A 12813-nucleotide genomic window follows, 5' to 3' on the forward strand; every position below is an offset into this window, starting at 1 on the left:
TGAATATGAATAAGTCATTTAAACATATCTGCGTTATAGGTTTAGGTTATATTGGTTTACCAACAGCAGCAACTTTTTCTGCACATGGACTAAAAGTTACGGGTGTGGATGTTAACCAACATGCTGTAGATATGATTAACCAAGGAAAAGTACATATTGTTGAACCTGATTTAGATGCATTGGTACGTGATGTTGTTGCACAAGGGAAGTTGTCTGCTCAAACTACACCATTAGAAGCAGATGCATATATAGTTGCAGTTCCTACTCCTTTTAAAGATGATTATCAGCCTGATCTAAAATATATTGAAGCAGCTTCGAAAGCCTTAGCTCCTTTTTTGAAAAAAGGTAATCTTGTTATTCTTGAATCTACCTCTCCTGTAGAAGCCACGGAACAAATGGCAGCATGGTTGAGCGAAGCACGTCCAGATTTAAGTTTTCCTCAGCAAAAAGGTGAAAAAGCAGATATCTTAGTGGCCCACTGCCCGGAACGAGTATTACCAGGTAAGGTTTTGCAAGAACTGATTAGCAATGACCGTATTATCGGAGGGATGACACCACGTTGTTCAAAAGCAGCCTGTGAGTTATACAAAACTTTTGTGAAAGGTGAGTGTATAGAAACAAATGCACGTACTGCAGAAATGTGTAAATTAACAGAAAACTCTTTCCGAGATGTTAATATTGCTTTTGCAAATGAGCTGTCTATTATTTGTGATAAGTTAGAAATTAATGTTTGGGAGTTAATCTCTCTAGCAAATCGTCATCCTCGAGTAAATATTTTACAACCAGGCCCTGGTGTGGGGGGGCACTGTATTGCTGTTGATCCATGGTTTATTGTTGCTAAAACGCCAGAGCAAGCGCGGTTAATTCGTACCGCACGTGAAGTAAATGATGCAAAACCTGAGTGGGTCATCGATCAAGTTAAAATTAAAATTGCCGAATTTTTACAAGCTAATCCAAATAAGACAATTCAAGATGTAACTATTGCTTGCTATGGCTTGGCTTTTAAACCTGATATTGATGATCTTCGTGAGAGCCCAGCATTAGAGATTACTAAGAAATTGGCAGAACAAGGTTTAAATATTCTTGCAGTAGAACCAAATATCAATGAACTCCCAAGTCAGCTTCCTTCAAATATTAAACTGATTTCTGTTGAAGAGCATCAGCAAGCAGACATCCATTTAATTTTGGTTGATCATAAACATTTTAAAAATATGGATTTCTCTTTTTCCTATGTTGTAGATACGAAAGGCATTTTATAAATGTATAACCTATTCAAATTTTTTTTTAGACTAGGTGATTACTATCGAGGCCTAAAATTATTTTTGTTAATTAATTTATGTGGTGGTATCTGTAAAGGAGTTCCCAAAGTTGGGAAAAATGTCATTTTTAAATATCCTCCACATAAAGGAATTGTGATTGGTAAAAAATGCGATATAGGTTCTTTTATACAATTTGATATACCGCCAGGTGGTGTACTCGAAATTGGAGATAACCTTAAACTAACGAACACAATAAATATTGCTGTGTCCAATAAAGTAAGAATAGGAAATAATGTACTTATTGCTGAAGGGGTTTCAATTAGAGACTCACAGCATAATTACTTAAACTCGGAAGAGTTAATATCACAGCAAGGTTTAGAGGTTGGTGAAATAGAAATAAAGGATGATGTGTGGATTGGTAAAAATAGTATGATTTTACTCAATACGGTCATTCATACAGGATGTGTTATTGGTGCTAGCTCTATAGTCAAAAGCAAAACAACAGATAATTACAGTGTATATGCTGGTCTTCCTTTGAAAAAAATTAAGGAAAGGACTAGCAGATGAGAATTTTTATAAAGTTAATGAGCAGTGGCATTCTTGTTCAGGTATTAATGTTGCTGTCGACTTTAGTTTTTTCTCGTATTTATTTGGTGGATGATTTTGGTGAGCTTGCATTTTATGCAAGCTTTGGATCAATAATGGCAATTATAGGTGGATTGCGTTTTGATTATATTTTATTAAAAGAAAGTATATTGGATAAAGTTGGAGCATATTTTTTATCTAATATTTCGAGCCTTTTTTTAAATTTAATTATTTTTTTAATTTTCTTTATTATTCAATATTTTTTTCAATTATTAGATTATAACTTATTTATTCTATTTTTATTTGGTTTTGGTTTTAGTCTTTTTAATAATCTCACGCAATTTTTTGTGGCCCAAAAAAAGTATAATTATTTTATAACGTTGAGATTTATACAGGTAATAACAGTATTTGTTATTGCTGCTTTAGCTTACATTTCCCCATATGAATTAAAAGGATTGTTATGGGCTTATGGTGGGTCTCAATTTTTATTAGGATTAATGGGCTTCGTCTTTGTCTTAAAAAATAAATCGGTTGAGCTTAATTTAGTATCTCTCCGTAAGTTTTATAAAGAAAATATTTCTGAAGCTGCAAAAAACTCTTTAATAAGTTTTATGCAGTATAGTACACCTCTTATTCCAGTATTTGTTGGCGGAATGTTCTACGATAAAAAAATAATAGGGGCTTATTTCGTATTTTCTCAAATGATAAGTGCTCCTTTAAATGTAATAAGACGGAATTTACTTATATATTTCAATGGAGAATTTTCTTCCAAAGAAAAGTTTTATAACGCTTTTTATAAAGTATTTTCTCTAACTCGTTTTTTACTCTTTTTAGGTGTTTTATCTGTCTTGCTATTAATAACTTATTTCTTTAAAGATGAGTTAACGCTTTTAGTTCTAGGAAGCCAGTGGTCGCCTTATTCTTATTTGCTGTTGCCTTTAGTATTTTATTTTGTTTTTGATAGCCTTTTACAACCATTCACAACACTTTTGCCTTTATGGAATAAAGTGAATGTTTCTTTGTTATATGAAGGGGTTAGATTCTTCCTATTGGTGATTATACTTCCAGCATTAATTTATAATTTTAAATTTGATTTTGTTGTTTTTCTAATAATCTATATTTTAATTATGTTATGTGTTTATCTGATGATTTTTTATAAAATTTTTAGTCTTCCTTCAAGTTTGGGAGAGAAACTGGAGGCATCTAATGAAAATTAATAAAGAAACAATCATTGTCGGTGGAATACCAAATCCAATTGGTGGAGTAACTACTTTCTTGAGCAGATTAATTAAGGCTTACTCTCAATATGTTATAATGTTATTAGACTTGTATCCAAGTGAAGACAAAAGAATCCCTAAGAATTTTTCTGGTCATTATAAGTTAGCTAAAAATAAAATTATCGCTATTTTTCTGGTTTTTTTAGCTCAGTTAAAATATAGGAATAAGGATTTCTTCTTTAATTTTTCCTCTGGGAATAGTTTGGTATTTTTTATCTTTCTACCAAAAATAAATAATAAGTGGTCTTTAATGCTACACCATGGGCATTTGACGAGTAGATTACCCAAATTTTTATTAAAATTTATTTTGAATAAGTTTGATACGATTTATACTTTAAGCGATCGACAAGCAGATTTTTATAAAAGTATTAACCTCCACTATTCTTTAGTTAGTGAAAATTCATATGTGCCTGCAAGTTTTATAGATATAGATGAATCTGAAAAATTGCCTTTAAATATAGTAAAAGAGTCCAAGTTTAAAGTTGTGGTTGGGTCAGGATTTCCGCGACCCCTTTATCAACATCATCTATTAATTGATTTGATTAATAGAAATCAAAATGCTTACTTATTTCTTTTTCTTTATGGTGAAGGTGAATTAAAACATCAACTTTTAAATTTAAATCATCCAAGAATTAAAGTATTTATTGATAAAGAAGAGGATATTTTTAATTATTATCTTTCAAAAGCAGATTTATATATCCGTCCTACTTTGGAAGACAGTTTCGGAATAGCCTGCGCTGATGCTATAGAGTTTGGGGTTCCTGTAATTGCTTCAGATGTATGTAGAAGGTATTCAGGTGTGCAAGTGTATAATACTGAAGAGTTTCTTTTTCTTAAAAGCAGAAATGTATTGGAGAGAGAGTAGATGTTTTATTATTATATATTTACTTTAGTAGCTAGTTGGATGTATTTTTTTAATAGGAAGGCTGGCTATTATATATTGCTTTTAGGCGTACCAATATTTTTATTAAATCTTCCTACTACAGGTTTAGATTATGATTATTATAAAGAGTCATATGATAATGCTACCTTTATAAGTACATTTCCATTTTTTGAAAGTGTATCATCTTTAACAGCAGAACCTTTATATGTATGGTACACTTCTGTTGTATCAGTACTTTCTCAATTAGAATTTCCTGCCTTTTTAGCATTAAATTTTATTTTTTCAGCTTTTTTATTTTCTTTGGCACTTTTAAATTTTCCCAATGATTTGAAAAAATATTTTTTTCTTTTTATTCTACCTATTATTATACCTACTTTATTTTATTTCTCTCCTCGTTCCTCTATATCTTTTGCCTTCATATTAATTGGTTTTTTTAAGTTATGCCATGATAGGAAAAATCTAGGTATTTTATTTTTATTTATAGGTTTTTCTTTTCATACTCAATATTTTTTAATTGGTTTATATATTTTACTTTTATATTTTTTGAGTTCTAGAAAAGATTTGTTAAATATAAATAACATTGTATTCATAAACTTCGTATTAGCTTTGTTTTTATTCTTATTTCTTCATTTTATTTCTTTTTTTGAAAATATTGTAGCTACAGTATTTTCTTTTCTTCCTAGTGCTTCAGTTGCATTGGCTAAGTTACATTATGTATCTGATGAAGATGGTGGAGGAGGTGGCGGTTTTAGATTAACAGGATTATTATCGGTGTTGATTTATCCTGCTATTTTATTTTATTTCTTAAGGACTATCAAATTAAATAATTATCCAATTAACACAAAGTTTCTATTTTGTTTGGTGGGTGTTGTATTCTTTGGGATAGCCGTTAATATTGCCTTTATTAGTGAACCTCATGTAGCTGGGCGATTATCTAGATTTAGTGATTATTTTTGTATGGGTTTTTTAATTCCATACGTTTTATATGTTAATAAACATTATTTAAGTATTAAGATTATATCATTAGTAATGTGTTTATTAACTCCTATTTTATTTAAAACTTTATATATTGGCGCATTTGAGATTTTCTAATGAAACAAATTCTTCAAGATATGGCAAATGGTGGTACGACTGTAACAGAGGCTCCTGTGCCCCAGTGTTCAAAAGGTCATTTGCTTATTTCAACTACCACTTCTCTAATCTCAGCTGGCACAGAGCGGATGTTAGTGGGTTTTGGTAAAGCTTCTTTAATTGATAAAGCTCGGCAACAACCAGAAAAAGTGAAAATGGTGCTTGAGAAAGTACAAACTGATGGGCTGCTGACTACTTATGATGCGGTTAAATCGAAATTAGCTCAGCCTTTAGCTCTTGGCTACTGTAATGTCGGTCTCGTACAGGAAGTAGGTGCTGGAGTTGATGGTTTCCAAGTTGGTGATCGTGTCGTTTCCAACGGCCCTCATGCTGATATGGTTAAGGTACCCAAAAATCTTTGTGCAAAAATCCCAGATAATGTTGATGATGAATCTGCTTCATTTGCGGTAGTTGCTAGTATTGGTTTACAAGGTATTCGTCTTGCTCAGCCAACCTTAGGTGAAAGCTTTGTTGTAACTGGTGCTGGTCTGATTGGTTTGTTAACTATTCAAATGTTAAGAGCCAATGGTTGTCGCGTTCTCGCAATCGACTTTGACCAAAGTAAACTAGAGCTAGCAAAAAAATTTGGTGCAGAGGTTTGTAATCCTGGTAAAGGTGAAGATCCTGTGGCAGCAGGTTTAGCTTTCAGCCGTGGTGTTGGTGTAGATGGTGTAATTATTACGGCATCGACAAAAGTGAGTGATCCAGTAATACAAGCGGCACGTATGAGCCGAAAGCGTGGCCGTATTATTTTAGTTGGTGTAACTGGTTTGGAGCTTAACCGAGCAGATTTTTATGAAAAAGAGCTAAGCTTCCAAGTTTCTTGTTCTTATGGACCAGGACGCTATGATGCTGAATATGAAGATAAAGGTAATGATTATCCTGTAGGTTTTGTTCGCTGGACTGAACAGCGTAATTTTATTGCAGTGTTAGATATGTTGGCAGCTGGTACATTAAATGTAGAGCCGCTTATTACTCAGCGCTTTCAATTTGAAGATGCGCCGAAAGCTTATGATGCACTTACTGAAGATAAATCTGGATTAGGGCTTTTATTAAAATATACCTCTCCAGTAGAAAGCCGTTTAGAAAAAAGAGTAGTTTTACGCCCAATTTCAATTGAGCCAAAGAATGCTGTGGTTGGTTTTATTGGTGCGGGTAACTATGCCTCTCGTATCTTAATCCCTGCTTTTAAAAAGGCTTCTTCTCAACTACATACCATTGTGACTTCTGGCGGTATTAATGGCGTAATCCATGGCGAAAAAACTGGATTTTCTGAAGCTTCTACAGATATTGAGGGATTATTAAATAATAAAGATATTAATACTGTAGCCATTGCTACACGTCACAATAGTCACGCTTATTTTGTTGAAAAAGTATTATCGTCAGGTAAGAATGTTTTTGTTGAAAAGCCATTAGCACTTACTTATGAAGAAATAGAAAAGGTAGAAGCTGTTTACAACCATAATATACACAGTAATCAATATGCTCGTGTTATGGTTGGTTTTAACCGTCGCTTTTCACCACAAGTACAAAAAATGAAAGCTTTGCTTAATACAGTAAAAGAACCGAAAAGCTTTATTATGACTATGAATGCTGGTGCTATTCCTGCAGATCATTGGACACAAGATAATGCTGTAGGTGGAGGGCGTATTATTGGTGAAGCATGCCATTTTATTGACCTTATGCGTTTTTTGGCAGGTTCCAAAATTGTTTCTGTACAAGCTAGACGTATGGGCGAAACTGATGCGGTACAGGTTCTAGAGGATAAAGCTTCAATTACGCTTGGTTTTGAAGATGGTTCTTTTGGAACAATTTTCTATTTAGCAAATGGAGCTTCAAATTTTCCTAAAGAGCGTGTGGAAGTATTTACAGCAGGCCGCGTGTTGCAATTAGATAACTTTAGAAAACTTAAAGCTTTTGGTTGGCCAGGGTTTAATAAAATGAATTTATGGCGACAAGATAAAGGTCAAGATGCTTGCGCAGCGGCATTCGTTGAAAGTATCCGTAATGGTAAAGAAACACCTATCCCAGCTGATGAAATTTTTGAAGTAGCTAGGGTAACTATTCAGGTTGCTGAAATTTTAAGAGCACAAACATGAGTTTGATCATGAAAGGTCAAACAGCTCTTGCATTAGGGCTGTTTAATTTGTTTAGAGTTTTTAAATATCGTGTGGGTGTAAAAACAGGACTGAATCCTGTTCAAAAGCTGTCTGCACAATTGCCAACGGGCTATTTCTTTCATCAAAGTGGACAATCTGAACAAATTAATATACCAGTCAAATCAACTTTAACTGCCTTTGGATATTTAAAATATCCATTGGCGGGGCAATTCCCGAATTGGTTTTATAGTCCTTTAACTCAGCACACTTTTCAACATATAGAGAAGCCATGGTATCAAATCCCAGATTTTGATGAAAAGGTAGGGGATATTAAAGGTATATGGGAAGCTTCACGTTTTGATTGGCTCATTGATCTTGTTTTGCAAGAATGTCGGGTAAAGAATGGTCAAGCTTTAGTTGAACTCGATTTATGGTTGAATGATTGGTGCAATAATAATCCTGCTTATTTAGGGCCAAATTGGAAATGCGGACAGGAAGCATCTATTCGTGTCATGCATATTATTAGTGCAGTTATTGGCTTGGGAAAAGTTAATCAATTAAATGATAACATCTCAAGTTTTATTGAAGTTCATTTAAAACGTATTGAACCAACTATTGATTATGCAATTGCTCAAGATAATAATCATGGAACCTCTGAGGCAGCTGCACTTTATATAGGTGGAGCACTCTTAAATGCGAATAAACCTTCGCCACAATATGAAAAATGGCAAGGATTAGGTGAGAAATGGCTAGTTAATAGGGCAAATAAGCTTATCATGCAAGATGGTGGCTTTAGTCAATACTCAATTAATTACCATCGAGTCATGTTGGATTCGTATTGTCTAGCTGAAATCGTATGTCAGAAATTAAACCTAAAGCCTTTTTCAAAAAGTTTATATGCTCAATTGCAAAAAGCTACCGACTGGTTATATGTACTAACTCAGGCTAATGGTGATGTTCCTAATCTAGGAGCAAACGATGGCGCTAAACTTATTCCTGTAAGCCAGACCGATTATCGTGATTTTAGACCAACAGTTCAATTGGCTAGTACCTTATTCCACAAGCATAGTTACTATCAAGACTTAGGAACTTATGATCAAAGTTTAGACTTTTTCCACATACATAAATTGGAAAAAGAAAACTTTAAATTGCCTTCACGAAACCAAATTTTCAATGAGAGTGGTTTAATTACCTCTGAAAATAATAACTTCTTTGTTGTTTTTAAGTTGCCGAAATTTAAGTTTCGTCCAAGTCAGTGTGATGGATTGCATTTAGATGTCTGGTTTAAAGGTCAGAATATATTAAGAGATGGTGGTACATATAGTTATAATTCATCACCAAAAGACTTAGATTATTTCTCAGGCGTTGCAAGTCACAATACAGTTGAGTTTGATAAACACCAACAAATGCCACGTTTAAGTCGCTTCTTGTTTGGTGCTTGGATTACTCCAAAAAATTTAACTTATAAACCATATGAGTTTGGTTGTGGCTACCAAGACTATTGGCAATGTGAACACCACCGTAAAGTTTTATTAACAGATAATCAAATAGAAGTAGTAGATAATATTTCTGGTTTTCAGCAGCAAGCTATTTTACGTTGGCGTTTACAACCGGATCACTGGATATTAAACAATAATATTTTAACCAATGGAAAAGTTGAGATAATTTTAGAAGCTGAGCATTCTATTTCTATTCATCTCACCGAGGGTGAAGAGTCGAGATATTATTATCAAAAGACTAAATTACCTGTTCTGGAAATTACAGCAACACAACCGACTACGATTTTTACCGTAATTAAAGATATAATATGAAGATTTTATATTTCCATCAGCATTTTTCTACACCAAAAGGGTCAGCTGGGATTCGTTCTTATGCAATGGCTCAATCATTGATTCGCAATGGGCATCAAGTCACTATGGTTTGTGGTTCTTTTGGTGCTGGTCAGACTGGTTTAACCCAACCTTTTAATAAGGGGGTACGCCGTGGTGTAGTAGATGGTATTGATATTATTGAATTTGAATTGCCTTATTCAAATAGTTTATCGTTTTTAAAACGAATTCTAATTTTTTTAAGTTTCGCATTTAAATCAATTAAAGTTGCTTTGACAGAGCAATACGATATTGTTTTTGCAACAACTACACCTTTAACAGCAGGCATTCCAGGTATTTTTGCTAAATGGTTACGTCGAAAACCTTTTGTTTTTGAGGTGCGTGACTTATGGCCTGAGCTTCCGAAAGCTATGGGTGTAATAAAAAACCCTATTGTTTTATGGATGATGTCAGTACTTGAGTGGACTTCTTATCATTCTGCTGATCGTTTAGTTGGTCTATCCCCTGGAATTGTGGATGGCATAATCAAACGTGGTATTGCACCAGAAAAAGTAGCCTCTATTCCTAATGGATGTGATTTAGACATTTTTGCTTCTGATCACCAACCATGGCGCCCTGAAGGCGTAGAAGAAGCTGACTTGATGGCAATTTTTACAGGAACGCATGGCCTGGCAAATGGTTTGAATGCTGTGTTAGATGTAGCTGTAGAATTGAAAGACCGTCAAAGAACAGATATTAAACTTGTTCTTGTCGGTGATGGTATGCAGAAAAAAGCATTGATGGAGCGAGCTGAAAAGCTTCAATTAGATAATGTAGTTTTTCATGATCCCGTTAACAAAGCAAAGTTGGCTGGTCTTATGGCAAGCGCAGATATTGGTTTGCAAATTTTAGCGAATGTTCCAGCTTTTTATTATGGTACATCGCCTAACAAATTCTTTGACTATATTTCGGCAGGTTTACCAGTCCTAAATAACTATCCGGGCTGGTTAGCTGAGTTAATCACAAAGGAACAATGCGGATTTGCTGTACCACCTGAAAATCCAAAAGCCTTTGCTGATGCGCTGGAACAAGCTGCGGATCAACGTGAGCAACTCAATCAGATGGGTAAAAATGGTCAGCAAGTTGCTAAAGAACAATTTAATCGATCCATTCTTTCTCAAAAGTTCTCTGACTGGGTAACAGGAGCATAATATGCTAAAGCGTTTACTGGATATTGTTATTGCTTCTATTGCTCTTACTTTACTCTCGCCATTATATTTCTATGTTGCATATAAGGTGAAAAAAAACTTAGGCTCACCAGTATTGTTTCGACAAGTTCGCCCTGGTTTACATGGTAAACCGTTTGAAATGATTAAATTTCGAACCATGAAAGATGCAACAGACGCGCAAGGCAATCCTTTGCCTGATAATGAGCGTTTAACCCCATTTGGTAAAATGCTTCGTTCTACCAGTTTGGATGAAATGCCTGAGCTTTGGAACGTGATTAAAGGCGATATGAGTATTGTTGGCCCAAGACCCTTACTGATGGAATACTTGCCACTTTATAATAAAGAACAGGCAAAGCGTCATGATGTACGTCCAGGAATGACTGGTCATGCTCAGGTGAATGGACGTAATGCAATTGGCTGGGAAGAAAAGTTTAAGCTTGATACATGGTACGTTGAAAATAGATCGCTTTGGTTAGACTTTAAAATTATGCTACAAACCGTTAAAAAAGTAATCGCTAAAGATGATATTAATGAAGCGGGTGAAGCGACGATGACCAAGTTTACAGGTTCAAAGTCGGAAGCAGATAAATGAGTAATTCGATCTATGCTATTTATGGTGCTTCAGGCTGTGGTCGTAGTTTGATGCCTGTTGCCAGACAACAGCTCCAACATCAGGGTATCGGAGCAGAAATTTATTTTATTGATGATAGTTTACAAGAAGAAAAGATAGTAAACGGACATACAGCTGTGAACTATCAAACTTTTAAATCAATAAAATATTCTAATAAGTATGTATTAATCGCTATTGCGAATAGTCAAATTCGTGAAAAAATTGCCAATCAGCTGGTAGCTGATGGTATTAAATTTTGGTCCGTGCAAGCTGATAATTCAGTAATTATGGATAACGTTGAAATCAGTGAAGGCGCGGCTCTGAGCCCTTTTGTTTCAATTACATCAAATATAAAAATCGGTAAATGTTTTCATGCTAATTTATACAGTTATGTTGAGCATGACTGTGTGATTGGTGACTACGTTACATTTGCTCCAGGCGTTAAATGTAATGGTAACATTCATATTGAAGATCATGCCTATATAGGTGCTGGAGCCGTAATTAAACAAGGCACACCAGAAAAACCTTTAGTGATTGGTAAAGGTGCTATTGTTGGTATGGGTGCTGTAGTGACTAAAAGTGTACCAGCTGGTGTAACAGTTGTCGGCAACCCAGCCAGAATTTTAGAAAGAAAGTAAGAAGTATTTTTTATTAGGAAATCATAATGTTAAACACTGCATTTGAACCATGGCCAAGTTTTACTACAGAAGAAGCTGACGCAGTCAAAAATGTATTACTATCAAATAAAGTAAATTATTGGACTGGCCAAGAATGTAGAATTTTTGAAAAAGAATTTGCCGAGTTTTCTGGTACAAAATATGCGGTTGCTTTGGCAAATGGAACTGTTGCGTTGGATGTTGCATTAAAAGCCTTAGACATTGGTGTCGGTGATGACGTTATTGTGACGTCTCGTACTTTTCTTGCTTCAGCAAGTTCAATTGTAACCGCTGGTGCTAATCCTGTTTTTGCAGATGTAGAATTAGATTCTCAAAACATTTCACGTCGTATGATTGAAGCTGTAATTACGCCCAATACTAAAGCGATTATTTGTGTACATTTGGCTGGTTGGATGTGCGATATGGATCCGATTATGCAACTTGCTGCTGAGCGCGGCATCTATGTTATTGAAGATTGCGCACAAGCTCATGGTGCAAAATATAAAGGAAAAGCTGCTGGGTCAATCGGTCATATTTCTGCTTGGTCTTTTTGCCAAGATAAAATTATGACAACTGGTGGTGAGGGCGGGATGGTCACCACAAATGATGAGGCGCTTTGGAAAAAAATGTGGTCATATAAAGACCATGGTAAAAGCTACGACAGTATTTATAATAAACAACACCCTCCAGGTTTCCGCTGGTTGCATGACTCATTTGGTACTAACTGGCGCATGATGGAAATGCAAGCAGTTATTGGTCGAATTCAGTTAACACGTATGACTGAATGGACACAAAAGCGTACTGAAAATGCAGAAAAGATTTTAAAAGCGTTTGAAAATTCTCCTTACTTTAACGTTCATATCCCTTCAAATGATTATGTTCATGCGCATTATAAATGTTATGTGCAAGTAAATTTAGAGGCGTTACCAGATGGCTGGTCACGTGATCGTATAATGCAAGAAATTAATGCGCAAGGTGTACCTTGCTTCAGTGGCTCTTGTTCAGAAGTTTATTTAGAGCATGCATTTGATGGTACCCCATGGCGTCCAGAAAAACGTTTGGAAAATGCGCAGCAATTAGGTGAATCAAGCTTAATGTTCTTAGTACATCCGACTTTGAGCCAAGATAGTATAGAAAAAACAATTAGTGCAATTAATGTTGTTAGTAGAGCTATACAATCATAAAAATGTGAAGCTATTCACATAGCTTTCTTTTGAATTATGATCTGATTTAAAGTTATGTAACCGCTGCGTAAATTTTATTTCTAGTTATATGA

11 protein-coding genes are annotated in these 12813 nt (G+C 34.7%); all 11 read left to right on the forward strand.

Annotation, left to right across the window (positions count from 1 at the left end):
• Positions 1-5 precede the first annotated feature (5 nt).
• From wecC to KTH84_RS13735, 11 genes are read left to right on the forward strand one after another with little or no spacing between them, the layout of a single operon-like run.
• On the forward strand, positions 6-1259 hold the full coding sequence (gene wecC / locus KTH84_RS13685; RefSeq protein ID WP_262473608.1) for a UDP-N-acetyl-D-mannosamine dehydrogenase: 1254 nt from the start codon (positions 6-8) through the stop codon (positions 1257-1259).
• Complete coding sequence (locus KTH84_RS13690) at positions 1260-1826, forward strand: acyltransferase (protein ID WP_262473609.1); 567 nt, start codon at positions 1260-1262, stop codon at positions 1824-1826. It abuts the gene before it with no gap.
• On the forward strand, positions 1823-3061 hold the full coding sequence (locus tag KTH84_RS13695) for a hypothetical protein (RefSeq protein WP_262473611.1): 1239 nt from the start codon (positions 1823-1825) through the stop codon (positions 3059-3061). Before KTH84_RS13690 ends, KTH84_RS13695 begins: the two co-directional genes overlap by 4 nt.
• Positions 3051-3986, forward strand: a complete 936-nt coding sequence (locus KTH84_RS13700; protein ID WP_262473612.1) for a glycosyltransferase — start codon at positions 3051-3053, stop codon at positions 3984-3986. The genes KTH84_RS13695 and KTH84_RS13700 overlap by 11 nt, the downstream gene beginning before the upstream one ends.
• Positions 3987-5096 carry an EpsG family protein gene (locus KTH84_RS13705; protein ID WP_262473613.1) on the forward strand — a complete coding sequence of 370 codons (1110 nt, stop codon included), beginning with the start codon at positions 3987-3989 and terminating at the stop codon, positions 5094-5096. It begins immediately after the preceding gene.
• Positions 5096-7234 carry a bi-domain-containing oxidoreductase gene (locus tag KTH84_RS13710; protein ID WP_262473614.1) on the forward strand — a complete coding sequence of 713 codons (2139 nt, stop codon included), beginning with the start codon at positions 5096-5098 and terminating at the stop codon, positions 7232-7234. Before KTH84_RS13705 ends, KTH84_RS13710 begins: the two co-directional genes overlap by 1 nt.
• On the forward strand, positions 7231-9045 hold the full coding sequence (locus KTH84_RS13715; RefSeq protein WP_316249458.1) for a heparinase II/III family protein: 1815 nt from the start codon (positions 7231-7233) through the stop codon (positions 9043-9045). The genes KTH84_RS13710 and KTH84_RS13715 overlap by 4 nt, the downstream gene beginning before the upstream one ends.
• A complete protein-coding gene (locus tag KTH84_RS13720; protein ID WP_151743754.1) occupies positions 9042-10253 on the forward strand; it encodes a glycosyltransferase family 4 protein in 1212 nt (403 codons plus the stop codon). The genes KTH84_RS13715 and KTH84_RS13720 overlap by 4 nt, the downstream gene beginning before the upstream one ends.
• 1 nt (position 10254) lies before the next feature.
• Positions 10255-10863 (forward strand): sugar transferase, encoded by a 609-nt coding sequence (locus KTH84_RS13725; protein WP_262473619.1) that lies wholly within the window; start codon positions 10255-10257, stop codon positions 10861-10863.
• Complete coding sequence (locus tag KTH84_RS13730; RefSeq protein WP_262473621.1) at positions 10860-11519, forward strand: acetyltransferase; 660 nt, start codon at positions 10860-10862, stop codon at positions 11517-11519. The genes KTH84_RS13725 and KTH84_RS13730 overlap by 4 nt, the downstream gene beginning before the upstream one ends.
• 26 nt (positions 11520-11545) lie before the next feature.
• Positions 11546-12721, forward strand: coding sequence for a DegT/DnrJ/EryC1/StrS family aminotransferase (locus tag KTH84_RS13735; RefSeq protein ID WP_262473622.1), 1176 nt, complete (start codon positions 11546-11548; stop codon positions 12719-12721).
• Positions 12722-12813 lie beyond the last annotated feature (92 nt).

Origin of the sequence: Acinetobacter sp. WU_MDCI_Abxb74 (genome assembly GCF_025513915.1) — a bacterium.
GTDB lineage: Bacteria > Pseudomonadota > Gammaproteobacteria > Pseudomonadales > Moraxellaceae > Acinetobacter > Acinetobacter calcoaceticus_C.